General features: G+C 64.4%; 25 protein-coding genes and 1 pseudogene. 11 read left to right on the top strand and 15 right to left on the bottom strand.

The features are described from left to right. Positions 1-113 precede the first annotated feature (113 nt). Entirely contained in the window at positions 114-1,730 is a 1,617-nt protein-coding gene (locus ACO056_RS15345; protein ID WP_421848262.1) for a phytoene desaturase family protein, read from the top strand. A gap of 210 nt (positions 1,731-1,940) precedes the next feature. Beyond that, positions 1,941-2,828, top strand: a complete 888-nt coding sequence (locus ACO056_RS15340) for a hypothetical protein (protein WP_421848260.1) — start codon at positions 1,941-1,943, stop codon at positions 2,826-2,828. On the opposite strand, the gene ACO056_RS15335 is transcribed toward ACO056_RS15340, so the two are convergent. Both ACO056_RS15335 and ACO056_RS15330 read right to left on the bottom strand, forming a co-directional pair. Further along, positions 2,803-2,976, bottom strand: a complete 174-nt coding sequence (locus ACO056_RS15335) for a hypothetical protein (RefSeq protein ID WP_421848255.1) — start codon at positions 2,974-2,976, stop codon at positions 2,803-2,805. The two genes, ACO056_RS15340 and ACO056_RS15335, sit on opposite strands and share 26 nt — an antisense overlap. Next, on the bottom strand, positions 2,973-4,259 hold the full coding sequence (locus ACO056_RS15330; protein ID WP_421848253.1) for an amino acid permease: 1,287 nt from the start codon (positions 4,257-4,259) through the stop codon (positions 2,973-2,975). The genes ACO056_RS15335 and ACO056_RS15330 overlap by 4 nt, the downstream gene beginning before the upstream one ends. Before the next feature lie 120 nt (positions 4,260-4,379). On the opposite strand from ACO056_RS15330, the gene ACO056_RS15325 reads away from it, so the two are divergent. Then, positions 4,380-5,975 carry a sulfotransferase gene (locus ACO056_RS15325; protein ID WP_421848251.1) on the top strand — a complete coding sequence of 532 codons (1,596 nt, stop codon included), beginning with the start codon at positions 4,380-4,382 and terminating at the stop codon, positions 5,973-5,975. Positions 5,976-6,113: 138 nt separating this feature from the next. Continuing rightward, positions 6,114-8,498, top strand: coding sequence for a TonB-dependent receptor (locus ACO056_RS15320; protein WP_421848249.1), 2,385 nt, complete (start codon positions 6,114-6,116; stop codon positions 8,496-8,498). Positions 8,499-8,539: 41 nt separating this feature from the next. Here the strand turns inward: ACO056_RS15320 and ACO056_RS15315 are convergent, their stop codons facing one another. After that, positions 8,540-9,211: a response regulator transcription factor gene (locus ACO056_RS15315; protein WP_421848247.1), complete on the bottom strand. Its 672-nt coding sequence runs from the start codon at positions 9,209-9,211 to the stop codon at positions 8,540-8,542. Positions 9,212-9,312: 101 nt separating this feature from the next. Then, a complete protein-coding gene (gene pobA / locus ACO056_RS15310; RefSeq protein WP_421848246.1) occupies positions 9,313-10,482 on the bottom strand; it encodes a 4-hydroxybenzoate 3-monooxygenase in 1,170 nt (389 codons plus the stop codon). 112 nt (positions 10,483-10,594) lie between these two features. Here pobA and ACO056_RS15305 point away from each other — a divergent pair, with 112 nt between their 5' ends. The 4 genes from ACO056_RS15305 to ACO056_RS15290 all read left to right on the top strand — a co-directional run bounded on the left by ACO056_RS15305 (position 10,595) and on the right by ACO056_RS15290 (position 13,788). After that, positions 10,595-11,437 carry a helix-turn-helix domain-containing protein gene (locus tag ACO056_RS15305; RefSeq protein WP_421848244.1) on the top strand — a complete coding sequence of 281 codons (843 nt, stop codon included), beginning with the start codon at positions 10,595-10,597 and terminating at the stop codon, positions 11,435-11,437. 82 nt (positions 11,438-11,519) lie between these two features. Then, complete coding sequence (locus ACO056_RS15300; RefSeq protein ID WP_421848242.1) at positions 11,520-12,653, top strand: cobalamin-independent methionine synthase II family protein; 1,134 nt, start codon at positions 11,520-11,522, stop codon at positions 12,651-12,653. Continuing rightward, a complete protein-coding gene (locus ACO056_RS15295) occupies positions 12,650-13,045 on the top strand; it encodes a nuclear transport factor 2 family protein (RefSeq protein ID WP_421848240.1) in 396 nt (131 codons plus the stop codon). The genes ACO056_RS15300 and ACO056_RS15295 overlap by 4 nt, the downstream gene beginning before the upstream one ends. Beyond that, entirely contained in the window at positions 13,045-13,788 is a 744-nt protein-coding gene (locus tag ACO056_RS15290; protein ID WP_421848238.1) for an IclR family transcriptional regulator, read from the top strand. Before ACO056_RS15295 ends, ACO056_RS15290 begins: the two co-directional genes overlap by 1 nt. A 66-nt stretch (positions 13,789-13,854) precedes the next feature. On the opposite strand, the gene ACO056_RS15285 is transcribed toward ACO056_RS15290, so the two are convergent. The 9 genes from ACO056_RS15285 to ACO056_RS15245 form a co-directional block, all read right to left on the bottom strand. After that, positions 13,855-14,694: a beta-etherase gene (locus ACO056_RS15285; RefSeq protein WP_421848236.1), complete on the bottom strand. Its 840-nt coding sequence runs from the start codon at positions 14,692-14,694 to the stop codon at positions 13,855-13,857. A 305-nt stretch (positions 14,695-14,999) separates the two neighbouring features. Continuing rightward, complete coding sequence (gene desA / locus ACO056_RS15280; RefSeq protein ID WP_421848234.1) at positions 15,000-16,388, bottom strand: syringate O-demethylase; 1,389 nt, start codon at positions 16,386-16,388, stop codon at positions 15,000-15,002. Between the two features lie 419 nt (positions 16,389-16,807). Then, positions 16,808-17,065 (bottom strand): ATP synthase F1 subunit epsilon, encoded by a 258-nt coding sequence (locus ACO056_RS15275; RefSeq protein WP_421848232.1) that lies wholly within the window; start codon positions 17,063-17,065, stop codon positions 16,808-16,810. Between the two features lie 141 nt (positions 17,066-17,206). Continuing rightward, positions 17,207-18,664 (bottom strand): F0F1 ATP synthase subunit beta, encoded by a 1,458-nt coding sequence (gene atpD / locus ACO056_RS15270; RefSeq protein ID WP_421848230.1) that lies wholly within the window; start codon positions 18,662-18,664, stop codon positions 17,207-17,209. 59 nt (positions 18,665-18,723) lie between these two features. Then, positions 18,724-19,596: a F0F1 ATP synthase subunit gamma gene (locus ACO056_RS15265; RefSeq protein WP_421848228.1), complete on the bottom strand. Its 873-nt coding sequence runs from the start codon at positions 19,594-19,596 to the stop codon at positions 18,724-18,726. Positions 19,597-19,608: 12 nt separating this feature from the next. After that, positions 19,609-20,097: a hypothetical protein gene (locus ACO056_RS15260; RefSeq protein WP_421848226.1), complete on the bottom strand. Its 489-nt coding sequence runs from the start codon at positions 20,095-20,097 to the stop codon at positions 19,609-19,611. Positions 20,098-20,116: 19 nt separating this feature from the next. Next, the gene (gene atpA, locus ACO056_RS15255) at positions 20,117-21,646 is read right to left on the bottom strand and encodes a F0F1 ATP synthase subunit alpha (RefSeq protein ID WP_421848224.1); all 1,530 of its coding nucleotides are present in this window, start codon (positions 21,644-21,646) and stop codon (positions 20,117-20,119) included. Between the two features lie 28 nt (positions 21,647-21,674). Then, positions 21,675-22,229 carry a F0F1 ATP synthase subunit delta gene (locus ACO056_RS15250; protein ID WP_421848222.1) on the bottom strand — a complete coding sequence of 185 codons (555 nt, stop codon included), beginning with the start codon at positions 22,227-22,229 and terminating at the stop codon, positions 21,675-21,677. 228 nt (positions 22,230-22,457) lie between these two features. Further along, positions 22,458-24,026: a S1C family serine protease gene (locus tag ACO056_RS15245; RefSeq protein ID WP_421848220.1), complete on the bottom strand. Its 1,569-nt coding sequence runs from the start codon at positions 24,024-24,026 to the stop codon at positions 22,458-22,460. Positions 24,027-24,145: 119 nt separating this feature from the next. Here ACO056_RS15245 and ACO056_RS15240 point away from each other — a divergent pair. Then, positions 24,146-24,682 (top strand): annotated as a pseudogene (locus tag ACO056_RS15240) (methylated-DNA--[protein]-cysteine S-methyltransferase); the annotation flags it as partial. Between the two features lie 204 nt (positions 24,683-24,886). Continuing rightward, positions 24,887-25,390, top strand: coding sequence for a ferritin family protein (locus ACO056_RS15235; RefSeq protein ID WP_421848218.1), 504 nt, complete (start codon positions 24,887-24,889; stop codon positions 25,388-25,390). Between the two features lie 99 nt (positions 25,391-25,489). Here ACO056_RS15235 and ACO056_RS15230 read toward each other — a convergent pair whose 3' ends face one another. Beyond that, positions 25,490-25,762, bottom strand: coding sequence for a hypothetical protein (locus tag ACO056_RS15230; RefSeq protein ID WP_421848216.1), 273 nt, complete (start codon positions 25,760-25,762; stop codon positions 25,490-25,492). A gap of 367 nt (positions 25,763-26,129) precedes the next feature. Between ACO056_RS15230 and ACO056_RS15225 the strand changes: the two genes are divergently transcribed. Next, a complete protein-coding gene (locus tag ACO056_RS15225) occupies positions 26,130-26,519 on the top strand; it encodes a hypothetical protein (protein WP_421848214.1) in 390 nt (129 codons plus the stop codon). A 182-nt stretch (positions 26,520-26,701) separates the two neighbouring features. Here the strand turns inward: ACO056_RS15225 and ACO056_RS15220 are convergent, their stop codons facing one another. Further along, complete coding sequence (locus ACO056_RS15220) at positions 26,702-26,836, bottom strand: type II toxin-antitoxin system VapB family antitoxin (protein ID WP_421848212.1); 135 nt, start codon at positions 26,834-26,836, stop codon at positions 26,702-26,704. Positions 26,837-26,846: the final 10 nt, after the last annotated feature.

The raw sequence follows: 26,846 nt of genomic DNA, 5'->3' as shown, positions 1-26,846 counted from the left end.
GGGGCACTTGTGCTGCGCTCCCCTCTCAACTCCGGCTTAGCGCTTCGCGCCAAGCCTCCGTATCACTCCCCTTAAGGGGAGAGAGCAAAGCACTGAATATCGGGAGTAATCACATGTCCAACCGCTACGACGCGATCATCATCGGCGGCGGCCACAATGGCCTCACCTGCGCATTCTACCTCGCCCGCGCGGGCATGAAGGTCCGCGTGCTGGAGCGGCGCGACATTGTCGGCGGCGCCTGCGTCACCGAGGAGTTTGCGCCCGGTTTCCGCAATTCGACCGCGAGCTACACTGTCAGCCTGCTGCGCCCCAAGGTCATCGCCGACATGAAGCTGCACGAACGCGGCTTCCGCATCATCGAGCGCACGATCAGCAATTTCTTCCCGTTCGAGGATACCTACCTCAAGCTCGGTGGCGGGCCGGGGCGCACCGAGGCGGAGTTTGCGCGCTTCAACAAGAAGGACGCCGAGGCCTACCCCCATTACGACGCCGCGCTCGAAAAGGTCGCGCAAGTGTTGCGCGATATCGCGCTGAAATGCCCGCCCAATGTCGGCGGCGGCGTCCGCTCGCTGCTCGCCGCCGCGCAGCAGGGCTGGCCGATTGCGGGCCTCGGCCTCGATGTGCAGCGCGATCTGCTCGATATCTTCACCAAGTCCGCGCGCGATTTCCTCGATGGCTGGTTCGAGGACGATCACGTGAAAACCGCGTTCGGCTTCGACGCCGTCGTCGGCAACTACGCCGGCGTTTCGACCCCCGGCTCGGCCTATGTGCTGCTCCACCATGTGTTCGGCGAAGTGAACGGCAAGTTCGGCGCCTGGGGCCATTCGGTCGGCGGCATGGGCGCGATCACTCAGGCCATGGCGCGCGCCTGCGCCGAGGAAGGCGTCGAAATCAGCCTTGAAGCCCCCGTTTCGAAGGTGCTCGTTAACAACGGCAAGGCCACTGGCGTGAAGCTCGTAAGCGGTGAGGAGCTCTATGCCCCCACCATCGCCGCCAACGTCGGCCCTGCGCTGCTCTACCGCCAGCTCGTCGACAGCAGCGATCTCGATGCCGATTTCAACCGCCGCATCAAGAACTACAAGACCGGTTCGGGCACGTTCCGCATGAACGTCGCGCTCTCCGAACTGCCCGATTTCACCGTACTCCCCGGCAAGGAGAAGGCCGAGCACCACACCGCCGGCATCATCATCGCCCCGGGCATGGACTACATGGATCAGGCCTTCATCGATGCGCAGCAGTTCGGCTGGTCGAAAAAGCCGATCATCGAGATCAAGCTGCCCTCCACCATCGACGACAGCCTCGCCCCTCCGGGCCAGCATGTGGCGAGCCTGTTCTGCCAGCAGTTCGCGCCCGAGCTGCCAAACGGCCAGAGCTGGGACGATGCGCGCGAGAAGGTCGCGGACCTCATCATCGACACCGTCACCGACCACGCGCCCAACTTCAAGAACGCGGTCATCGCCCGCCAGATCCACTCGCCGCTCGATCTCGAGCGCAAGTTCGGCCTGATCGGTGGCGACATCTTCCACGGCAACATGGGGCTCGATCAGCTCTGGGCGGCGCGCCCGGTGCTCGGCCACGGTGACTACCGTTCACCGATCAAGGGCCTCTACATGTGCGGTTCGGGCACGCACCCCGGCGGCGGCGTGACCGGCGCGCCGGGCCACAACGCGGCGGCCGAGATCATCCGCGATCGCGGCACGCTGTGGAAGGTCCTCCACCGCGGACGTTAAGGGCATCCGGGGTAAAAACTGCAAACTAGGCCCGCTCACCCTGAGCTTGTCGAAGGGTGTCCGCGCAAGCCTTGCGTTTGATGCTTCGACAAGCTCAGCATGAGCGGGACGGGCATGGGTGATTCCCGGTTGATGCGCGTTGCTCCAAATGCGTTGCGGTCCTGATCGTTTCCTCTAGCCTCGCTCGTCCGGTGCTAGGGGGAACACGAAATGCTGGCGGCGCTGCTGGTCTTGCTGGGGCTAACCGCCCTTTTCTATCTGGCCGTGCTGCTGCGCGCCGCGATTGCCCAGCGCGCCATGCCCAACGCCGAAGCCGCGCTGCTCGGTGCGGTCACCAATTTCTTCGATACGCTCGGCATCGGCTCGTTCGCGCCCTCCACTGCCTGGGTCAAGTTCCGCCATCTCCTGCCCGACAAGCTGATCCCCAGCACCCTGCTTGTCGGACATACCGGGCCTTCGATCATGCAGGGGATCATCTTCCTGCTGCTGCTCGGCGCAGACGTCGATCCGGTGCTCCTCGTTGGCTGCATCCTGTTCCTGCTCACGGGTGCCTTGATCGGGGCGCGGCTGGTCACCCGCGCTGCGGTCTGGCTGGTGCAGTTCACCGTCGCGCTCGGCCTATTCATTGCGGCCACGATCTTCCTTGCGATCAACCTCCATCTCATGCCCGGCGGCGGCACGGCGTCCACTTTGCCGCTGCCATGGATGCTGGTCGCCTTCGTGGTCAATTTCACGCTTGGCATTCTCGTCAACTTCGGGATCGGCAACTACGCGCCCACGCTGATCATGTTCAGCCTGATGGGGATGGACCCGCGCTTTGCCTTTCCGGTCATGGCTGGCAGCGCGGCCATTGCCGGGGCGGGCGCCAGCATCAGCCACATCCGCATCGGCGAGATCAACCTCAAGATCGTCACCGGCATCATTCTCGGCGGGATCCCGGCCGTGCTTGTGGCCGCCTTCGTGGTCAAGAGCATGGACGTCGCCGTGCTGCGCTGGCTGGTGGTCGTGGTCGTCTATTATGCTGCGCTTGTGATGGCCCGCGCCGCGCTGCTCGGCTTCCGTGCTCGAGGCGTCATGCCGCTGCCATCAGCGACATGATCAGTTCGAGCAAGACCGGCAGCAACTGGATCCCCACCTGAACGATGATCCACAGCACCCACAGCGTCACCGTCCCGGCAATGATCCAGTGCTGCTTGAAATAGTAAAGATAGCGCAGCCACAGCCGTTTCCACCAGCGCGGCTTCATGCGAGCGCGGCCTCCTGCCCCCGCCGCACCGCGAGGTAGACCGGCACCCCCGCTGCCACGAGCCCCAGCCCATAGCCCACTGCGCTCGCCCCAAGCCCCCATGTCGCCCAGCCGATAAACGCCGCGCCGCCCAGTGCCAGCACGATCAGCCCGCGCTCCTCGGGCAGCAGGCGGATCGCCGCCAGCATGCTCATGAAATAGGCGAGCATCCCCGCCGCGAGGCTGACCGAGGCGATGAACTGAAACAGATCGCCGAGGCCGCGTCCGTAGTTGAGCAGCGTCACCGCGCTCAGCAGCAGGGAGGAGACCACATGCGCGCGCACCGGCGTCCCGCGCGAGCCGTCCTTGGCAAACCATTGCGGAAACACCCCGCCGCGCGCCATCGCCTGCGGCATCTCGCCCTGCAGCAGGATGAAGCCGTTGAGCGTGCCGAACGCACTGATCGCGGCAAATATCGCCACTACCGAAGCCATGTTCCCGCCAAAGGTGCGGCCAAGGAAATCCGCCACCGGGGCAGGGGAGGCCGCCGCTTCCGCCGCCGGCATATAGGCCCAGAACGCGAGGCTGATCCCGAAATAGACCGCCCCCGTCAGCAGCACGCCGATGATCGTGGCAAGCGGCACCACGCGCGCCGCGTTTTCCACTTTGCCGGCGGGTACGGTCGCGGATTCAAGGCCGAGGAAGCCCCAGAACGTCAGCCCCGCCGCCGTCGCAATCGCCCCCGGTGCGATGGAGACCGCCGCTGGCGCCACGCGCGGCGTGCCGCTCGCCGCAAACCACAGCGCCAGCGCGATCAGCAGCACCAGCGGCATGAGCTTGAGCGCCGTCGTCACCACCGAAAACGCGCCCGCCGCGCGCACCCCGCGAATGTTGAGCAAGGTCATTGCCCATACGCAGGCCACCGCCATGACCGCCGGCACCCCCGGCGTCTTGCCGATCCACGGCACCACGAGGCTGAGGTTGCTCACCACCGCCACGGCGATCGCGCCGTTGCCCGCCCACAGCATGACCCAGTAGCTCCACGCCGTCGCAAACCCCGCAAAGGGCCCGAACGCTGCCTGCGCATAAGCATAAGGCCCGCCCGAACCCGGCAGCCGCGCGCCCATCCGCGCAAAGGCGGCGGCAAGGCACGTTGCCCCGGCAATCGTCACCATCCATCCCAGCAGCTGGTTGGTGCCCAGCGGCGCCAGTGTCGCGGGCAGCAGATAGATGCCTGAGCCGACCATGTTGCCCACGCACAGCGCCAGCACCATCCAGAAATTGAGGCCGCGGGGTTTGTTCAAGAAAATCCCTCCATTTTCATCCCCCCTTCGCTCGACACGAACGGTGCAGGGGGGCGCATGTGCTGAACATGCAGACTAACGCTTGATCGCGCCGCGTCACCCGTGTTTGTTGCGCGCGCAATGGCCAGCCTTACAGATCACGTCCGCAGCTACGATCCTCGCCTCGTTCGCGCCGCCATGGCGATGAACGCGAATGTGCTGCACGAGGCTGAACCCTTGCTGCGCGCACTGCTCAAGGAAAATCCGTTCGATGTGCGCGCGATCCGGCTGTTTGCCGAACTCGCCGGCCGGATCGGGCGCTATCAGGATGCCGAAAACCTGCTGCGCCGCGCGATCGAGCTGGCGCCCGAATTCACGCCCGCGCGCGCCAATCTCGCGCTCGTGCTCTACCGCACCGAACGCGTCACCGAAGCGCTCGAGGAATTGGCGCAAGTCACCGCAGAGGATCCCGACAACCCCGGCGTCGCCAATCTGCAGGCCGCCGCGTTCGGCCGCGTCGGCGAGTTTGACGAGGCGCTGGCGCTTTATGCGCGGGTGCTTGGGGATGCCCCGAACCAGCCCAAGGTCTGGATGAGCTACGGCCATCTGCTCAAGACCGTCGGGCGGCTGGAGGAAGGCATTGCCGCTTATCGCCGTGCGCTTGAAATCCAGCCGGGTCTTGGCGAAGTGTGGTGGAGCCTCGCCAACCTCAAGACCGTGCGCTTCAGCGATGACGACATCGCCGCCATGCGCGCCGCGTTGGCGAGTGAAACCGTCACACCCGAAGACCGCTGGCACCTCGATTTCGCGCTCGGCAAGGCGCATGAAGATCGCCGCGAGGCTGAAACGGCCTTTGCGCACTATGCGGCGGGCAATGCGCTGCGGAAAAAGCGCCTGCTCTACAAGGCGGCAGACACCACCGCCGCGGTCGATGCCGCCATCGCTGTTGCCACGCCCGAACTGTTTGCGCGCCATGAGGGCGACGGCTGCCCTGCGCCCGATCCGATTTTCGTCCTCGGCATGCCGCGCGCCGGCTCTACATTGGTCGAGCAGATCCTCTCCAGCCACAGCCAGGTCGAAGGCACCAGCGAACTGCCCGATATCGGCATGCTCTCCCGCACGGTCAAGGATTACCCGCAAGGCCTCGCCAGCCTTGATCCCGCACAGCTCAAGGAACTCGGCGAACAATACCTCGAGCGGACCCGCGTCCAGCGCCACACCGCAAGGCCGCTGTTTATCGACAAGCTGCCCAACAACTGGCTGTTCATCCCCTTCATCCGGCTGATCCTGCCGGGCGCCAGGCTCATCGATGCGCGCCGCCATCCGCTTTCATGCTGCTTTTCCAATTTCAAGCAGCACTTCGCGCGGGGGCAGGGCTTTTCCTATTCGCTCGAGGATATGGGCGCCTATTACCGCGACTATGTCCGCCTCATGGCGCATCTCGATCGGGTGATGCCGGGCAGGGTCCACCGCGTGATCTACGAACACATGGTCGATGATACCGAAGCCGAAGTGCGCGCGCTGCTTGATGCTTGCGGCCTCCCGTTCGAGCCGGCCTGCCTCGCCTTTTACGAAACGGAGCGCGCCGTGCGCACCCCCAGTTCGGAGCAGGTCCGCCGCCCGATCTTCCGCGAGGGCACCGAAGCGTGGAAGCCGTTCGAGCCGTGGCTCGATCCCCTCAAGGCCGCGCTTGGCGAGGTGCTTGATGCCTATCCCGCCGCTCCCGAAGGCTGGTGAGCGGTAGGCGATATTACGTTGCAATTCGGCCACGCATGCCGGTGCATGGCGGCACGCTGCTGAAACACTGTTGAAATTATCAGCCAGTCGGACCACGGTCCCCCCCGTCCTGGGGGACCAATCAGGTGGGAAAATAATATGAAGACGGCGTACACGCGCGTTTCGCGCAGCATTCTCATGGCGACTGCGGCATTCGCGGCGCCCATGGCCCTCGCGCAGACGGCCCCGCAGGATAGCCCGCAATCCGCTGACAGCGCGGCGATTTCCGACGGCACCGAAATCATCGTGACCGCGCAGAAGCGCAGCGAAAACCTGCAGAACGTGCCGATCTCGATCCAGGCGCTCGGCACCAAGAAGCTCGACGAGCTCAACATTGCCAGCTTCGACGACTACGCCAAGGTCCTGCCCAGCGTCAGCTTCCAGTCGTTCGGCCCGGGCCAGACGCAGCTTTCCTTCCGCGGTATCACCAGCGGCGGTGACGGTCTCCACGGCGGTTCGCAGCCCACTGCCGCGCTCTATCTCGATGAAGTGCCCGTCACCACGATTGCCGGCGCGGTCGATCTTCACGTCTACGATATCGCCCGTGTTGAGGCGCTGTCGGGTCCGCAGGGCACGCTGTTCGGCTCGAGCTCGCTCGCCGGCACGCTGCGCATCATTCCCAACAAGCCCGATACCAAGGAATTTTCGGGCCGCATCGATGTCTCGGGCAACAAGGTCGGCAAGGGCACTGGCGGCGGCAGCGCCGAAGGCTTCGTCAATATCCCGCTGAGCGACCGTGCGGCGCTGCGCCTCATGGCGTTCTACCAGCACGACGGCGGCTATATCGACAGCATCCCGGGCAGCCGCACGTTCACGCTGGGTGACGACAACCCCGATACCAACGTCACCGTGAACAACGCCAAGTTCGTCAAGGACAACGTCAACAAGACCGATACTGCCGGCGGCCGCGCCGCGCTCAAGGTCGATCTTGACGATAGCTGGACCATCGAGCCCTCGGTGATCTACCAGCACCAGACAACGCGCGGTTCGTTCCTGTTCGATCCGCGCTACGGCGATCTCAAGGTCACCGATTTCGGGCCTTCGTACAACCGCGATGCCTGGGCGCTGGCCACGCTGACGATCAACGGCAAGATCGGCAACTGGGACCTCACGTACGCTGGCGGCTACTTCGACCGCCGGGTCGAGAACCTTTCGGACTACTCGGAATACTCGGTCGCCTACGACCAGTTCCAGGGCGGCTTCTACACCTACTTCGCGACTGCGAACGGCGGCTTCCTCGATCCGACGCAGCAGGTTCACAACCACGACGACTACACCAAGCAGAGCCACGAACTGCGGATCAGCTCGCCCACCGGCGAACGCTACAAGCTCGTCGCGGGCGTGTTCTACCAGCGCCAGACCGACCGCATCGTGGCGGATTACTATATCAACGGCCTCGCCGGCATCCCTTACTCGCCGGCCGTGCCCAAGGCGGGTGACGACCTCTTCGCCACGCGCGCCTACCGCGTCGACCGCGACTATGCCGCGTTCATCGACGGCTCGTTCGATATCACCCCGCAGCTCACGGTTGCAGGCGGTATCCGCGTGTTCCGGGTCAACAACACCTTCATCGGCTTCTCGGGCTTCAAGTCGGGCATCACCGCTGGCAATTGCGTGCCCGTCGTCGCCGATGACCGCGTCTGCAACAACTTCGACCGTCAGGCGAAGCAGCATGGCGAAACGCACCGCGTCAACCTCACCTACAAGTTCGATCCGGACCACCTGGTCTACGCGACCTACTCGACCGGCTATCGTCCCGGCGGCAACAACCGCCGCCCGAACGTGAACCCCTATGTCGCCGATACGCTCACCAACTACGAGTTCGGCTTCAAGACCTCGTGGTTCGACCGCAAGTTCCGCCTCAACGGCGCGCTGTTCTACGAAAAGTGGAAGAACCTGCAGTACGGCCTGAGCCCCATCGGCTCGTTCGGCGTGACCAACATCTACAACGCGGGCGATGCGCGCGTGTACGGTGCGGAAATGGACTTCAACCTGCGGCTCGGCGGGTTCAACCTGTCGGGTTCGGGCGCGCTGATCGATGGCAAGCTCACCACCGATTTCTGCTCGTTCGATGCCAACGGCAACCCGGACTGCACGCTCGGCGTGGTCGCGGCAGCCAAGGGCACGCCGCTGCCGATCCAGCCCAAGTTCAAGGGCAACATGACCGCGCGCTACGAGTTTGACATGGGCAAGGCCAAGGCCTTCGTCCAGGCCACGCTCAACCACCAGTCGGGCACGCGCTCCTACCTCACCACGCGCGAGGCGGATCTGCTGGGCCGCACCAAGGGGTTCGAGACGTTCGACTTCTCGCTCGGCGCCAAGGTTTCGGGCTTCGACATCTCGGCCTTCATCGAGAACGCGTTCGACAAGCGCGGCATCCTCAGCATCAACACCGTCTGCACCCCGTCGATCTGCGGCGCGGCGCGGCGGTTCTATCCGATCAAGCCGCAAGTGTTCGGCATCAAGGTCGGTCACGACTTCTAAGGTAACGCGCGGGCGTCCCCATGTGGGGCGCCCGCCGCTCCTTACGGCCGATCCAGCACATACCCCAGCGAACGCACGGTGCGCAGCGGATAGCCCGCGCCCGCCTCGCGCAGCGCGCGGCGCAGGCGGCTGACCCAGGCATCGACGGTGCGTTCGTCGATCGGCTGTTCCTTCTTGCCCAGCGCCGCGATCAGCTGCGTGCGGCTGAACACGTGGCCGGGCTGTTCCATCAGGTAGCGCAGCAAGCGCAGTTCGTTGGGCATCAGCGGCACCGGCTTGTCGCGCCAGCGCGCCTGCAGTGCGGTAAGGTCGAGCGCCAGATCGCCGAGCTTGAGAGAGCGCGCGGGCGCCTCGCGTTCGGGCAGCTGGATCGAAAGCACCCGGTCGAGCACCGCGGCGCGGTCAATCGGGCCCAGAATATAATCATCCGCCCCGGCGCGCAGCGCGCGGCGCTTGGTTTCCGCTTCGTCTTCTTCAAGCACCAGCGTGATATGCGCAGCCTCGGTCTGCGCATCGCAGCGCAGGCGGCGGCACAGCTCCAGCCCCGAAAGTTCCGGCAGCAGCCAGTCGACGAAAGCCCATGGGCTGCCATCGAGCAGCGGCAGGGGCGCAGACCAGTTCCAGGCATGGAAAACCACCCTGAGGTCGCCATGCACGAAACTGTCCTGTTCGCCCCGAAGCGCACTGGTAAGAAGGATGTCGATCTGCCGCATCGAAGCCGGTTCCCCCTGAGCAGACAAATAGCCCGCGCCGGCTATTTGTCGCCCATGTGTGACGGCACCATGACGATATTACAGTGTGGGCAAACCTTATCCTAGACGGGCAGCCCAACGTAGTTTTCCGCAATGCTCGCCTGCGCAGCATCGCTTGAGGCGATGTAGTCCAATTCGGCCACCTGCATGGCCCGCTCGAACGGTCCATCCTCGGGAAAACGGTGCATCAGCTTGGTCAGCGACCAGCTGAATCGCTCGCACTTCCACACCCGCGCGAGCGCCCGCCTGGAATAGGCCGCCACCGCATCTTGATCCTGGCGCTTGAAGAAGCCGCGCAGTGCTTCTGCAGCATAATGCACGTCGCTTGCTGCCAGGTTCAGCCCCTTCGCCCCGGTCGGCGGCACGATATGGGCCGCATCACCGCAGAGCAGCAGGCTGCCGTGGCGCATCGGCTCGAATACATAGGACCGCAGCGGCGCGATCGATTTCTCGAGGGCCGGACCGCGCGTCATTCCCGCCGCCGCTTCGGGCCCAAGCCGCACGGCCAGTTCGTCCCACAGCCGCTCGTCGGGCCAGTCCTCGATCTTCTCGGTCAGCGGCACGTCGATGTAGTAGCGGCTTCGTGTCATGCTGCGCATCGATGCCAGGGCGAAGCCGCGTTCGTGGTTGGCGTAGATCAGTTCGTGATGGCACGGCGGCACGTCGGCCAGAATGCCCAGCCAGCCGAAGGGATAGACCCGCTCATACTCGCGCCCGACCGAGGCCGGGATCGCCTTGCGCGAAGGGCCATGGAAGCCGTCGCACCCGGCAATGAAGCGCGCGGTCAGGCGCTCGTCGCGGCCATCCTTGCGGAACGTGACAGACGGCGCATCGCTTTCGATATCGTGCAGCGTGACATTGTCCGCGCCGTAGATCACCTCAAGGCCGCGCCCCGGCGCCGCATCCATCAGGTCGCGCGTGATCTCGGTCTGGCCGTAGACCCACACCGTCTTGCCGGTGAACTTCTCGACATCGATGCGGATCAGCCGCTCGCCATCGGCAAAGTTGAAGCCCTGTTCGACGAGCCCCTCGGCCTTCAGCCGCGCGTCGAGCCCGAGCCGCTCCATCAGGCCGACCGTGATCTGCTCCAGCACGCCAGCGCGAATGCGCGAGAGGACATAGTCCGGCGTCTGCCGCTCGATCACCACGCAGTCGATGCCTTCGGCTTTCAGCAGGTGGCCCAGCAGCAGGCCCGCAGGCCCCGCGCCGATGATGGCGACTTCGGTTCGCATGACGGTCTCTCCCTCGGCGCCCGCGGCGTGGGCGGGTCATGTTTCGTCATTTGACAGCCGGGGGGCATATGTGGAAGGCAGCACTGGGACAATCATCTGGCACTATCGGGACATGGCTGAAGCAATTCCGCGCTACGCACTTTACGGCGAAGGTCAGGCTCCGGCCCTTGGCGGATTTGCGCATATCGAGACGATTGCAGAGCGAAGCGCGCTGCATGATTGGGAAATCGGGATCCACCGGCATGACCATTTCGTTCAGGTCCTGCTGGTAGAGGAAGGACATGCGGCGGTAACGCTCGAGGGCGAGGCAAGCGGTCTCGAAGGCCCCGGCCGCGTCATCGTTCCGGCCGCTGCCGTGCATGGTTTTCGCTTTCGGCAGGGCACGCGCGGGTTTGTCCTCACCTTGTCCACCGACTTTTCCACACGCGCCGCAGGCCCGTCCGATCCGCTGATCGAAGTGCTGGCGCGCGGCGGCATCGCGCAGCTTTCGGCGCAAGCGGCCGCCCGCGCGCTGTGGCTCGCCCGCGAAATGCTCGCTCTCCAGCAGGAATGGCAGCAGCAGGATCCGCTGTTCCTCGCGCTCGCCGAAAGCCTCATCCGCACGTTGGGGCGCGATCAGACTGCCAGCGATTCCCCGGTCCGCGATGACCAGCGCCTCACCCGCTTCCGCCAGCTCATCGAACTGCACTACCGCCAGCACCGCGATCTCGATTTCTACGCGGGCGCGCTCGGCCTCACCCGCCGCACGCTTTCGCGCCTCACCGCCGCGCGCCTCGGCTGCTCACCGATGGAGCTCATCCACCGCCGCCTCGCATTGGAAGCCCAGCGCCTGCTGCGCTACACCAACGCCGCCGCCACGCAGGTCGCAGGGGAGCTCGGTTTCGAAGATCCGTCCTACTTCTCGCGCTTCTACTTGCGCATGACCGGCAGGCGCCCCGGCGAGGAGCGGAGGTAGACGCAACTCGCGGAACTCGCACTTGCTTCCCGCGCGCCGCGCTCTATGAAAAGTTCATGGATATGAAATGGAGAGCGGTGTGATGGCCAAGATCAAGACAACTCACGTCGGTAGCCTGCCGCGCGGCGATGAACTCACACCGCTGCTTCTCGCGCGCGATAAGGGTGAACCCTATGATTCCGAAGCCTTCGACACCGCCGTCGCTGCTGCTGTCGATGCCGCGGTCAAGGCGCAAGTCGAAGCCGGTGTTTCGGTCGTCTCCGATGGCGAACTCGGCAAGGTCGGCTACTCGACCTACATGATCGAGCGCCTTTCGGGCTTCGGCGGCCATATCGACCGCAAGCCGGCGGCTGACCTTGCCGAAGTGCCGAACCTGGCCAAGAAGCTCTCGGCGATCATGGGCAGCCAGGAATTCGTCCGCGCTTCTTGCATCGGCGATGTGCGCCTCGTCTCGCTCCAGCCGCTGTACGACGATATCCGCCGCTTCCGCGCCGCGCTTGATAAGCACGCCGCACCAGACACCGAAGCCTTCATGAACGCCGCTTCGCCCGGGCTCATCACCGCCTTCCAGGTCAACCGCCACTACCCGAGCCACGAGGCCTATCTCGCGGATCTTGCCGATGCCATGCGCGAGGAATACGAGACCATCGTGAACGCGGGCTTCTACCTCCAGCTCGATTGCCCCGATCTCGCGATGAGCCGCCACACCGGCTATCAGGACATGAGCGAGGACGATTTCCTCAAGATCGCCGCCGCCAATGTCGAGGCGCTCAACGCCGCCACCGCAAACATCCCGCCCGAGAGGATGCGCATGCACGTGTGCTGGGGCAACTACGAAGGCCCGCACGATCACGATATCCCCCTGGAGCGCGTGATCGATATCGTGTTGAAGGCGCGCCCCTCCACGGTCCTGTTCGAAGCCGCCAATCCGCGCCACGAACACGAATGGAAGGTGTGGAAGGACGCGAAATTGCCGTCGGACAAGATCCTCGCCCCCGGCGTGATCGACACTTGCTCGAACTACATCGAGCATCCCGAACTGATCGCCCAGCGCATCGAACGCTTTGCCGCGATCGTCGGGTCGGAGCGCGTCGTTGGCAGCACCGATTGCGGGTTCGGCACCTTCGCGGGCTACGGCAAGATCGATCCCATCGTCACCTGGCGCAAGCTGCGCAACTTGCGCGAGGGCGCCGATATCGCGGCGGCACGCCTATGACCGAAGAAGAACGCCGCGCTGCAGAGCACGACTGCGCCCGCCTCGTCGCGCTTTATGCCAACCTCAACGACGAGGCGCGCTGGGACGATGTGGCGGCGCTCTATGCCGAGGACGGCGCGATGGTCCGCCCCACCGCGCCCGATGCGCCGGTTCACGGGCGCGAGGCGATCCTCGCCGCCTTCAAGAGCCGCCCCGCGCGCACCACGCGCCACGTCTGCAGCAACGTGGTCATCACGGTCGAAAGCGAGGACACCGCCAGCGGCGTCAGCGCGATGCTGCTGTTCACCGGCGCTGCCGCCCCGCTCGTCGGCTCGTTCCACGACAAGTTCGTGCGGACAGCTGAAGGCTGGCGCTTTGCAGAACGGCGCGGCTCGCTTACTTTCGCCCCCTGATGGCCACATCCCCCGCTACCCCGCCGGTCAAATCCGCACTGCGCACGCTCGATCTGATCGAGTTCGTCGTCGTGCACCGGCAGGGCGTCGTGGCGCAGGAAATCGCCGGTGCTCTGGGCATTCCGGTAAGCAGTCTGTCCTATCTCCTCACCACGCTGGCCGATCGCGGCTATCTGGTGCGGGAAGGGCGGCGCTATCTCCCCGGACCGGGGCTCAACCGCCTGCGCGCGGCACCTGAAGCGCTCCCGCTGGCCGATCGTGTCGCCCCGCTCGTCCGCGCCTTGAAAGGCGAACTCAACGAAACCGCCTCGTTCATGGTCCAGCGCGGCTGGGAGGTTGAGGCGCTCGTGACCGAAGCGAGCGATCAGGCGCTGCGCTATGCGGTTGATCCCGGCACAAGGCGGCCGCTGCATGCGCTCGCCGCTGGCAAGGTCATCCTCGCCGCGCTGCCGGAGGCCGAACGCGCCCGCTACTTCGCCGAAACGACCCGCGCAGCCTTCACGCTCAGCACCCGCACCAGCGAGGCGGACCTTGCCGCCGATATCGCGGGCATTACCGCTGCAGGCATGGCCGTGGCGCGGGAGGAAGCGACTGTCGGCATCGTCGGCACCGCCGTACCCGCAAGGGTCGATGGCGCCTTCGTCGGCGCCTTCAGCGTCGCCATCCCCGCTGTCCGATTTGACCCGGCCCTCGAAGTCCGCGTCCGGCAAGCATTGCTGCGCGCCGCCGCCGCACTCGCCTAGATCCTCCCCATTTTCACGAAGTGCAAATGGGGAGGTGGCAGCCCGAAGGGCTGACGGAGGGGTACTTTACGTCTTCAGCCCCGCCGTAATCCGCTGCGTCTCCGCCTGTGTCGAGGCAGGCCCGGTGTTGCGCTTGTAGATCCCGCCTTGTCCCGCCGCCCGGTTGAACAAGTCTGGCCCCGCTTCCGGCTGCTCCAGCCCGAATAGCGGAAACAGCCCGGGATGCCGGCCCAGCCCGCCGTAGAGATCAAGGCACCGCTCGATCCAGTCCCGCAGCGGATCGTCAGTCGCCAGCACCGGCACCTTGCACACCGAGGCGGTAAACAGCACGCCGCCCATAATGCGGTAATCGGCATAGTTGGGCGTATCCCCGCCCAGCCACTGGCTCTGCCCCAGCGCCGCCCGCAGCGGTTCCAGCGCAGCCGAAATCTTCGGCAGGCGCTCCTCGCGCCCCGCCTGCACATCCTCCAGCTTGCGCCCCAGCATCTTCTCGCGGCTGTGCGTCACATATTCGTGGTCCTGCGGCAGCGAGAGATCGCGGTAGTCCGCGCAGAAGCAGAACATCCACGGGCCGACGGCGGCATTCCAGAACCAGTGATCGAGCGCCTTCAGCGTCGCGGCGACCGAGGGATGCGGGATCAGGGCCGGGCGGTCCGGATACTTGGCGTCGAGGTATTCCACGATCCCCCAGCTATCGAGCACCCACTCCCCATCATCGACAATTGCCGGCAGCCGCTCGGTCTTGCCGCCCGTCCGCTCCAGAATGCCGGTGAACCCGCCAGGGACAACATCCAGCTCGAAGCCCTTGTGTTTCAAGGCATATTTTGTCGCCCACACAAACGGACTGATCGTCGCCCCCGTGCTCAGCGCAAGGTCATAGAAGGTGATCGTGTTGTTCGCTGCCATGGCAATCCTCGCATGTTCTGGTTGCGGGCATTCTGCCAGATAATGTTAGTGATACAAACTAAATTTGCAGATTCTTGGATTCGCGCAGAGGCGCAGAGGCGCGGAGAAGGTCAAAGAGTTTGGCGCAGTTCAGGTACAGCGGGCAGACGAATTGGAAACCAATCTATGCGGCTGCGCCGCCGCAGGCCTCCATCATCCTCTTCTTTCTCCGCGCCTCTGCGCCTCTGCGCGAACCCAAAGAAAAAGCGCCGGCCTCATCGGGAGAGACCGGCGCTCCTTCTGCCCGGATCGCTCCGAACGGAACCTTACTTCCGCGTACGCCAGCCTTCAGCATAGTTGTCACGCGCCGCCGCCACATAGGGCACGGGCGCAACCACCGCCTTGATCTCGGTCTGCACATGCGGCTCGACCGTCGGCTTGCTGGTGCCGCCCTCGGGCTCGCCCCACAGCAGCGTCACTTCGGTGCCCGGCTCGGCAAAGCCCGGCTCCATCATCGCCAGCGTCAGGAACTTGCCCTCGTTGGCGGTGTAGCCGATCCAGGTGGAGAGGCCGACCTGCTTGCCACCGCTCAGCACCTGGTCGAACGGGTGCATCGAATAGACCGAGCTCGGATATTCCATGAACTTCGCCCGCTCGCCCTGCGAAAGTGCGGAGGATTGCACGCGCATCACGTCCTCGTTGTCGAGCGCCAGCGTCACCTTGGTGCGATGGTTCCCCGCCGCCGCCATCTTTTCGAGCGCCGCGCGGCCGATGAACTCGTGGTCGAACTTGACGAACGGCCCGTAACCCAGATCCCACGGCGTGGTGTAGTAGCCCTCGACCGTCTCGGGCACCCAGCTGCCGCCGACCGAGCACTTGGCCTCATAGGAATTGGCCGAAAGCCACTCGCGGTAGGGCTTCAGCGCCTCACCCGTGTAGATCGCGGGGAAGGGGGAGGGGATCCAGCCCGATTCCAGCGTGTTGGACGAGTAAGCGCGGCCGCCGACCAGTGCCATACCGAACTCCTTGCCGGCATCGACCAGCGCGGCATGCACCGCGCCGTAATCTTCCCAAGGGCCGAACAGTTCGAAGCCCGGCTGCCCCGCCATGCCGTGCCGCAGCGCGCGCACTTCCTTGCCGCCGATGGTGAGGCGGCACATGTGGAAGAACTTGAGTTCGGGCGGCGTGGCGCCGATGGCCTTCTCGATGATCTTCATCGCGTTCGGGCCCTGCACCTGGAAGCGGTAGGAATTGCGCTTCCCATCCGTGCGCATGGCCCAGCGCTCGTCGCGCTCCACGGTCACGTTCCAGTTGCCGGTGGCGGCGTGGTATTCGACCCACTCGATCGTCGGCGCGCGGCCGACGAGGTTGAAGTGGTTCTCATCGAGATAGAACAGGATCACGTCGCCGATCACGTAGCCATCGGGTGTCACGGGCACAAACTGCTTGGCGCGCTCGGGCTGGAAGTTCTTGAACGAATTGATGCCAAGGTGCTCCAGCATCGCAAAGGCATCCGGGCCCTTCACCGCCAGATCGACCATGTGGTAGGACTGGTTGTAGAGCACCGCCGTGTGGCCCCAGGCCCACTGCTCCGCGCGCCAGTTGGAGTATTCGGCGGGCACGCCGGGATATACGTTCGGGCCGACTTGCTGGTTGCGCAGGAAATGGACGAGGTCAGATTGCGCGCCGATCACGGCTTCAAGCGATTGGGTCATGGCAGGGCTCTCCCGGAATGCGATTACGGATTCGCCATGCCTGAATTTCATCAGGGTGAAAAGTTCAGTTATGTGAAATAGCGAAAAAAGTTGGTCACGCACCCGCATCAAACCCCAACCTCGTCACCCACGAGGAGCGCAGCGACGAAGCAATCCAGAGCGGCAGGGCACAGACGCTCTGGATTGCTTCGCTACGCTCGCCATGACGAGGTGGGGGGGGGCGAAGAAAAGCGGATCTCGCGCAGAGGCGCAGAGGCGCGGAGAAAGAGAGAAGACATGATGGCGGCTGCGCCGCAGGCGTTCATCGCTTCTCCGCGCCTCTGCGCCTCTGCGCGAACCCCACTTCATCTTAGCCCCAGCCCAAAATGCAAAAGGCCGGCCCAAACGGACCGGCCCCTTGGCTAACCTTGCGGCTGAAATCAGACGACGACGTGTTCGGCGAGGACCGTCAGGCCCTTTTCGCTCACTTCGGCAAACCCGCCTTCGATGCGGATTTCCTCAGCGGCGGCGCCAGCAGTGCGATAGACCTTGAGCGGGCCGTCCTTCACCACCGACATGAACGGCGCGTGGCCTTCCAGCACCCCGAATTCACCTTCGGCGCCGGGGACTTCGACCATATAGACCTCTTCCGAACGGACGAGGCGGGCCGGGGTGACGAGTTCGAAGTGCAGAGACATGTCATTTCCTCGTACGCTCTCTCCCCTTCAGGGGAGAGATACGAAGGCTTGGCAGCTTGTCTACCTAGCCGAAGTTGAGAGGGGGCAGGCGTTTGCCCCTCTCCCAACCCTCTCCCCTGAAGGAGAGAGGGCTAAGGTAGATCAGGCTTCGTCAGCCATCTTCTTGGCCTTGGCGATCACGTCGTCGATGCCGCCGACCATGTAGAAGGCGCTCTCCGGCAGGTGATCGTACTCGCCGTCGACCACCGCCTTGAACGAGCGGACGGTGTCTTCGACCTGCACGAACTTGCCCGAGATGCCGGTGAACACTTCGGCCACGTGGAAGGGCTGCGAAAGGAAGCGCTGGATCTTGCGCGCGCGCGCCACGATCAGCTTATCTTCTTCCGAAAGCTCGTCCATGCCGAGAATGGCGATGATGTCCTGCAGCGACTTGTACTTCTGCAGGGTCTCCTGCACGCGGCGGGCGGTCTCGTAGTGCTCCTGGCCGACGACGGCCGGGGTCAGCACGCGGCTGGTCGAGTCGAGCGGGTCCACCGCCGGATAGATGCCGAGTTCCGAAATCGCGCGGTTCAGCGTGGTCGTCGCGTCCAAGTGAGCGAACGAGGCAGCCGGCGCCGGGTCGGTAAGGTCGTCCGCAGGCACGTAGATCGCCTGGACCGAGGTGATCGAACCCTTGGTGGTCGAGGTGATGCGCTCCTGCAGCTGGCCCATGTCGGTCGCCAGCGTCGGCTGGTAGCCCACCGCCGAAGGAATACGGCCGAGCAGCGCCGACACTTCCGAACCCGCCTGCGTGAAGCGGAAGATGTTGTCGACGAAGAACAGCACGTCCTGGCCTTCTTCATCGCGGAAGTATTCGGCCATGGTCAGGCCCGAAAGCGCGACGCGGGCGCGGGCGCCCGGCGGCTCGTTCATCTGGCCGAACACCAGCGCAACCTTCGAACCTTCCGGGGTCGGGTTGCCGGCGGCGTCCTTGGCGATAACGCCGGCGTCGAGGAACTCGTGGTAGAGGTCGTTGCCCTCGCGGGTGCGTTCACCCACGCCGGCGAAGACCGAAACGCCGCCGTGGCCCTTGGCGATGTTGTTGATCAGTTCCTGGATGAGCACGGTCTTGCCCACGCCCGCGCCGCCGAACAGGCCGATCTTGCCGCCACGCGCATAAGGCGCGAGCAGGTCGATCACCTTGATGCCGGTGACCAGAATGGCCGCTTCGGTCGACTGGTCGATGAACTCGGGAGCCTTGGCGTGGATCGGCGCGGTCTTTTCCGCATTGACCGGGCCCTGCTCGTCGATCGGCTCACCGATCACGTTCATGATGCGGCCCAGCGTCATCGGGCCAACCGGCACCGAGATCTGCGCGCCGGTGCTCTTGACCGACTGACCGCGGGTCAAACCGTCGGTTGCGTCCATCGCGATCGTGCGCACGGTGTTCTCACCGAGGTGCTGGGCGACTTCGAGCACAAGGCGGTTGCCGTTGTTGTCGGTTTCGAGCGCGGTGAGAATCGCCGGCAGCTCGCCGGTGAAGGTCACGTCGACGACGGCGCCGATGACCTGGCTGATCTTGCCCGTGGTGGTCTGGTTGAGGACGGCTGCGGTGGCCATTGTTCGTTCCTTGCCTAGAATATCTTAGAGCGCTTCCGCGCCCGATTTCCTTGATGTTGCTACAGCGCTTCCGCGCCAGCAATGATTTCGATGAGTTCGGTCGTAATCGCGGCCTGACGGCTGCGGTTGTACTGGATGGTCAGCTTCTGGATCAGCTCACCCGCGTTGCGCGTGGCGTTGTCCATCGCGGTCATCGAGGCGCCTTGCTCGGAAGCTTCACGCTCCAGCAGCGCGCCGAAGACCTGCGTGGTGACATAGCGCGGGAGCAGCGCCTCGAGGATTTCCTCCTCGCTCGGCTCATATTCGGTCACGGCTTCCATCGTCGAAGCGGCGGTCTGCGTGGGGACGGGGATCAGCTGCGCGGTGATCGGGTCCTGCTGCAGCGCCGATTTGAACTTGGGCGCGACGAGGTGCGCTACATCGAACTTTCCGGCCTCGAACAGCGCAATCAGTTCGTGCGCGATGGCGCTGGCTTCATCGAAGCCGGGCGTGCGCACCATGCTGGTATCATAGCCGTTGGTCTTGGCATTGGGGTACTCGCGCTTCAGCGGCGCGCGGCCCTTCTTGCCGACGAGGTAGAACGCCACGTCCTTGCCCGCCGCTTCGAGCGCGCGGGCCTGAAGCTTGGCTTCCTTGACGATGTTCGAGTTGAGACCGCCGCACAGGCCCTTGTCGGTGTTGACGACAACGAGGAGGTGGCGCTGGTTCGAGCCCGTGCCGCGCATCAGCAGCGGCGCGCTGTCCTGACCCGCAACCTTGCCGGCAATGCTGCCCATCACCGCGGCGAGGCGGCTGGCATAGGGACGCGCGGCTTCTGCCGCCGCCTGCGCCTTGCGCAGCTTGGCCGCCGCGACCATCTGCTTGGCCTTGGTGATCTTCTGGGTCGACTTGACCGAGTTGATCCGGCCCTTGAGTTCTTTGAGGCTGGCCATCTTTACACAATCTCAATTGTAAACGGGGATCTTCAAATCTGAACGCAATGCTTCTTTAGTACGCGCAGCGTCTAACGAATAACAAGTCGAGCCCGCTGCATAAGGCGTACAGCGCGAGGAATCTCCTTCGTCGTCGGAAAATTCGACGATAACCGTATAGTACTGGAATAATGTATTGTGGTAAATTCGGTTGTCTTGAACTTCGGTAAAGCGCGAATTTATAATCTTAATGAACCGCCGATTGGCTGCAATAGCCAAATCAGATGCTCTGTATAGGGCAATATACCTAGTCAGTTCTCCAGGTTGCTGACCTGGAGTCCAGCCTCTGACGCGCCACGAATTATCCGTCAGCTGCTTTTCATCATACCCATATCCGTCTCCACCGATTCCTTTGTGTTTCTTGTACAAAGAATGGGCAGTATCGTCTGCATGCACCGGCAATGCGCACGCAAATAGGATCGCAAATAGTCCATATCTTAATAACGACATGTGCAATTCCATGTAGCATGCAAGATGTCCATTAAGCGAACTGCTTGCCGAACGCGTCGAGCGCGGCCTTCAGCTTGCCCTTGGCTTCGTCGCCCAGATCCTTGGTATCGCGGATCAGGGTGAGCAGGTCGGCATGGCTGGAACGCAGGTAGCTCAGCAGCTCGGCCTCGTACTCGCCCACGCTCTTCACCGGGATGTTGTCGAGGTAGCCGTTGGTGCCCGCGAAGATCACGCAGGTCTGTTCCTCGAAGCCCAGCGGCGAGAACTGCGCCTGCTTGAGCAGCTCGGTCAGGCGCGCACCGCGGTTGAGCAGCTTCTGCGTGCTGGCGTCGAGGTCCGAACCGAACTGCGCGAAGGCCGCCATTTCGCGGTACTGCGCCAGCTCCAGCTTGATCGAGCCGGCGACCTTCTTCATCGCCTTGGTCTGCGCGGACGAGCCCACGCGGCTCACCGAGAGGCCGACGTTGATGGCCGGACGGATGCCCTGGTAGAACAGGCCGGTTTCAAGGAAGATCTGTCCGTCGGTGATCGAGATCACGTTCGTCGGGATGTACGCTGAAACGTCGCCGGCCTGCGTCTCGATGATCGGCAGCGCGGTGAGCGAGCCATTGCCGTTTTCGTCGTTCATCTTCGCCGCGCGCTCAAGGAGGCGCGAGTGGAGATAGAACACGTCGCCCGGATAGGCTTCGCGGCCCGGCGGGCGGCGCAGCAGCAGCGACATCTGGCGATAGGCCACGGCCTGCTTGGAAAGGTCGTCGTACACGATCACGGCGTGCATGCCGTTGTCGCGGAAGAACTCGCCCATCGTCGCACCGGTGTAGGGTGCGAGGTACTGCAGCGGCGCGGGCTCCGAAGCGGTCGCGGCCACGACGATGGAATATTCCATCGCGCCGTTCTCTTCGAGCTGGCGCACGATCTGCGCCACGGTCGAGCGCTTCTGGCCGACGGCGACGTAGATGCAGTAGAGCTTCTTGCTCTCGTCATCGCCCGCGTTGGCGGTCTTCTGGTTGATGAAGGTATCGATCGCGACGGCGGTCTTGCCGGTCTGGCGGTCGCCGATGATCAGTTCGCGCTGGCCGCGGCCGACGGGAACGAGCGCGTCGATTGCCTTGAGGCCGGTCTGCACGGGCTCGTGCACCGACTTGCGCGGGATGATGCCGGGGGCCTTGACCTCGACGCGGGTGCGGACGGCGTCAACGATCGGGCCCTTGCCGTCGATCGGGTTGCCCAGCGCGTCGACCACGCGGCCGAGCAGGCCCTTGCCGACGGGGACGTCCACGATGGTGCCGGTGCGCTTGACGACATCGCCTTCCTTGATCTCGGCGTCCGAGCCGAAGATCACGACGCCGACGTTGTCGGCTTCGAGGTTGAGGGCCATGCCCTTCACCCCGTTCGAGAACTCGACCATCTCGCCGGCCTGGACCTGATCGAGACCGTAGATGCGGGCGATGCCGTCACCAACCGACAGCACCGAACCGACTTCCGAGACCTGGGCCTCGGTGCCGAAGCTGGCGATCTGGTCCTTGATGACCTTCGAGATTTCAGCGGCGCGGATTTCCATTTTCAGCCTTTCGTAAAGCGCTTTTGGCTTAGCCCTTCATGGCCTGGGCGAGCGAATTGAGACGGGTGCGGATCGAGCCGTCGATCATGCGGCTGCCGATCTGGACGACGAGGCCGCCCAGAATAGCCGGATCGACATGAGCCTTGACCGTGACGGAACGGCCCTCGCGGGCCTTGAGCTTGTCGGCGAGCAGCGCAATCTGCGCCTCGTCGAGCGGGTGCGCGGTGGTCACGTTGGCGGTCACTTCGCCGCGCGCGGCAGCGGCGATGGCGGTGAACGCGCGCACCACATCGGGCAGCGAGGCGAGGCGGCGGTTCGCCGCGAGCACGCCGAGGAACTTGCGGGTAAGCCCGTTAAGCTTCAGATATTCGGCGACGGCGTCGATCGTCTTGCCAGCGACATCGCGCGAAACTTCGGGATTCTTGAGCAGCGCGGCAAGATCAGCCGATTCGCGCACAGCTGCGCCAAGGGTGTCGAGGTCGGTTTCGACAGCCGTCACGACGCCCTGTTCGCCCGCCAGGTCATAGAGCGCGGCCGCATAACGTCCCGCCAAGCTGGCCGTAATCCCGCCGGAAATCTCCACGCGCCTTGGTTCCCTTCGTCCAGGATGGATCGCAAATGTTGATTGCATGGGCCATCTTGCCGCGCACAAGTGTACGCACGGCCAGCAATGGGGGCGCGCCTAGCAACCAAGTCCCGGCCTGACAAGATGCCAGTTGCCGATTCCCGGGACAGCGTGAAACTGCGGCCCGCAAAGGCAGACGCGAATGGCTAGCCGTTCAGGCCCCGGGCGCGCTCCGGCGCATGCCGATCAAGGTGCCGGTTTGCAGGTATAGCGCAGCCGTTCGTTGGGTTCGGCGGGCAGCAGCGCGCGGATCGCCCCTTGCGCTTCGCCCAGTGCGCGGGCCGCTGCTTCGTCCACCCCGCAGGCCGGTGCGCTGAGCTTGGCCCGCGCCGCCCGGGCCGCGGTCATCGCATCGAGCCCCAGCAGATAGCGCTCGACGGTATATTCGCGCCTGTCCGGATCGAACCGCGTGACCGAAATCGTCGCTTCCCCCTGCGGCACCAGCACCCGGCTCCAGCCATCCCCGGAAAGGCCATATTGCGTCCGCCCGTTGACGCATCCGCCCGGCTCCCAGCTTAGCGGTACGTCGGTCACGTCCGAAACAGTCACGCGGCTCCGCTGCGGATCGAGCACGCAGACCAGCTTGACCGGCGCATCTGCCGCGCCCGCGCTGGCATCGGGCGCGGGGCCCGGCTGCGTTTTGGCGCGCTCTTCCGCCACGATATCCTTGGCGCGCTCCTCGATCAGGCTGAGCGGCGGCCGCAGCAGCCATGTGCCCACTGCGGCCACGGCCAGCAGCCCCGCCGCACCGCCCGCAATCTTGAGCGCCCGCTGCTTGCCGCGCTGCATGAACACAAACGCCGCCGCGCCCGTCGCCAGAGCGCCGACCAGCAGCACCGCCGCCAGCGCCAGGCCGTTGTCCCGTTCAGAGAGGATCTGGAGCTCGGCATCATGCTGCGCCTTGGCCACCACATCGGCCTGCGCGGCCTTGCGCGCTTCGGCCTCGGCCGCCAGCCGCGCCTGATCTTCAGCGCCGCGCTCGGCATCGGCGCGGTCGAGATCCGCCAGCGACGTGCAGGGCAGGCCGCTCGTATGCGGGCTGACCCCGGCCTCCTGCAGGAACGCGGCCAGCTCGCGCATCGAAACGGCGAAGTAGAACGCCGAATCCGTGGTATTCTCGCTCACCGTCCCGAAGCTGTTGACCCCCAGCACCCGCCCGCAGGCATCGAGCAGCGGCCCGCCCGAATTGCCCGCCCCGATCGGCGCGGTGTGCAGGATCGTGTCGAACTCGCGGGAAGAGCGCCCCGCCGAGACATAGCCGCGCGACTTGACCGCCGCCTGCGGGCTCACGAGATCGCTCATCGAAAGCCCTTCGGCCATGTCGACATTGCCGGGATAACCGACAGCGTAGACTTCCTCGCTGTCGGTCGGCGCGCCCGAAAAGAGCGTCAGGGCATTGAGCGATGCGCCTTGCTTCAGCTTGAGCAGCGCCAGATCGCGCTGGGGCGAATAGGCCGCAATCGTCGCGGCAAAACCCCCGCGTCCTTCGGAGGGCACCACCCCCGCCACGATCCCGTCGCTCCCGCGCAACTCCTCGACCACGTGGGCGTTGGTGACGATGAGATCGGGCGCAATCGCAAAGCCGGTGCCATGGCTGACCAGCTGCGCCGTGCTGCCATCATAGCGGATCAGCACCACGCGCACGACGCCCCGGCTGGCGGCGGCAATATCGCCCGGATCGGCCGCGCCCACGCCCGGCAGCGCGGCGAGGAGAAGGGCGGCAAAGGCGGCGAGCAAGCGGCGGAGCGAAACCATCGCGCAGGGTTCTTGCCGGGATTTGATTGGACCGCAAGCAGCGGGAAGCACTGCGCCGACAATTCGGCTATGGATCACACCGAAAGACGCACAGGAGCACACCGATGAGCCAGACCGAACTGACCCCATCCGCCTGGACCGACGGCGGGCGCGGCACGGTCATCCACTGGGATGTGGCAGAAACCTCGCTCGGCCCGATGCTCGTCGCCGCGACCGGCAAGGGCGTCTGCCGCCTCTCCTTCGGCGAGGACCCTGCGGTCCTCGGCTCACGTTTCCCCCATGCCAAGCTGGTGCAGGGCGGTGCGGAGTTCGCCGCGCTCCTTGCCGAAGTGGTCGCCGCCGCCGAAGCCCCCGGCGAGGTCGATTTCACCCACATCCCCGTCGATGTGGCCGGCACGCCCTTCCAGCAGGACATATGGCAGGCCCTGCGCCGCATCCCCAAGGGCGAGACGCGCACCTATGCCCAGCTCGCCGCCGAAGTCGGCCGCCCCGGCGCGGTGCGCGCGGCCGGCTCGGCCAACGGCGCCAACCACGTTTCGCTGCTGATCCCCTGCCACCGCGTGATCCGCACCGACGGCACCCTCGGCGGCTATGCCTGGGGCCTCGATATCAAGGCCAGGCTCCTCCAGCGCGAAGGCGCCCTCCTGCCCTTATAGCCCTCTCCCACGCTCATCCTGAGCTTTTCGAAGGGCAGGGGAGAGGGCCCGCGAGAGGGGAAATTGGCAGAGCACAAACCCCCGCTCATGCTGAGCTTGTCGAAGCATCCCGCACCACATTAGCCGCCCGATTAAATCGCCTTCCCTTCGCGCCCACCCCTGATGTACGCTCCCCCGGAACCAGAACACCAAGGGAGACCCCACATGCCCACCGTCACGCTCGAACCCGGCATGCCGCAGACCATCGGCGAGGCTTTCGCCCACATCGGTACCGTCACCGCGCCCACGGTCATGGACATCAAGGTCATGTGCCTCGTCGAAGCCGCCAGCAAGGAACTCTACCGCGCCACCGCTGCGGGCGCCGAAAACCCCGCCGTCGCCGATCTGCTGCGCACCAATGGCGACGAGGAATTCGTCCACGCCCGCCGCGCCGCCGCCGTGCTCAAGGTGCTGACGGGCGAGGATTTCACGCCCCCCGAGGCCGACGCCAACCCCTACCTCGCCAGCGGCGTATTCCCCATCGGCGAACTCACCCCGCCCGCGCTGCGCAAGCTCGCCCAGACCGAATTCGACGGCGAAACGCTCTACGAAGGCTGGGCCGCCAGCATCGGCAACGAAGAAGCCGCCGCCCTCCTGCGCGCCAACGGCAAGGAAGAAACCGACCACGGCAACCGGTTGCTGCAAGCTGCCGCGCTACTGGAGGGGTGAGGGGAGCGTGTGCACCGGCCCGAGAGCGCACAATGACTGCTTCGCGCGCTCTCGGACCAAAAGCTGCCGTTCCGGACACGACAACAAAACGGCCGTCACTCAATCAAACGCAGGTAAGTCGAAAGCCTCGCCCGCAGCATCTTTTGGCGGAGCGCCGATGGTGGTTATGAAACCATATTGCCAGCCCGTCCGCCCAAGCACGACCTCGTGCGCCTCAAACCCTTCCGGATAATCTCGAAACCCAGGTTTGCCCGTCAGAGCTTCGATTGCAACGTCAGCATCAGCACGACTGGCGTAGATTCCGATATGAAGCTCTGTATCCTCGCGGTCTTCGTATTCGCGGGTGAACCAAAGGTCGTAAACGATTGTCATAGCCGATCTTTATCACGCTCACTCGGAGGGCGGCAACGGCAGAAAACCACGACTTTCCTGCCGTAGCCGATCTGGCGCACGAGGGCCAATAGCCGCCGTTGGCTCAGGTCGGGCGCGATGGGCAGCTTTCCGACTTTTCACAGCGAAAGCTGCCGTTCCGGATACGACAACATTGCGGACGGTACCGGTTGCGTATCTTGGGTTGCGATGTTTAAGCATGCTCGAGAACCTAAGGCACCTATATTTCTGAGATAAATTCGGATGCTGGGGAAGGCCCATGTCACAATCACACCAACCATCTAGGCCCTACCTGTTGTTTCACCCGAGATTTATCTGCACCTTTGGCAACGAGCGGTGGGAGTATCGGATGTATGAGCATGTGTACGCCCGTGAGTGGTTCAAGAAGCCCTGCTTTGCTATCGATAGCAATTGCGAGAGTTTTCCTCTGCTGGACGTGATTGACAAGGGCGTGGCTTGGACCATTTGGAACCTGCCAATTCCTGGATTTAGAGGAAGCGGAGGCAGGTCACTCAACGTCGAATATGTATTCGGCCCTCCGACCCAGATGACATTCGATCAGGCGCGCAATCTGTATGTCGAACAGGTTGTCGCGATGCGCAAGTCGGGGCAGAACGGCGAGACGCAAGCACAGTTCAGAGCCCGCAACGCCGCTTATCCGGACGTAATGACATTCATCAAATCAGTCGGTTTGATGGGCACTTGTCCTACCCCAAAAAAGACAACACGGCAAAAGTGAATGTGGTTTAGGCATTGATGTCGCCTTTCCACCCAAAAGCAGTCCTTCAACGCCGAGACAGCCAGCCGCAAAACCCGCCTAAGCCGCCGCCGCAATATCCGTAAGCGCAAAGTCCTGCCCCTTGAACAGCAGCGGCTCGCCCGTGGCGCGGGCGAGGGTGTAGGCAAAGCAATCGCCGAAGTTCAGCTCGGCCTTTTGCCGGCCCTTGCCGAAATCGAGAAAGGCCTGCCGGGCAAGCGCGTCATGCTCTGCCCCGTTGCCTGTGCTATGGCCTGCGCCAGCCGATGGGCCTCCGGGTCCTTGACATTGAGGCTCACGATGCACCTT

It is taken from the genome of Novosphingobium sp. (genome assembly GCF_965228995.1).
Taxonomy (GTDB): Bacteria; Pseudomonadota; Alphaproteobacteria; order Sphingomonadales; family Sphingomonadaceae; genus Novosphingobium.
The sequence above is the reverse complement of the archived record's forward strand: the minus strand, read 5'-3'. Positions and strand labels throughout refer to the sequence as shown.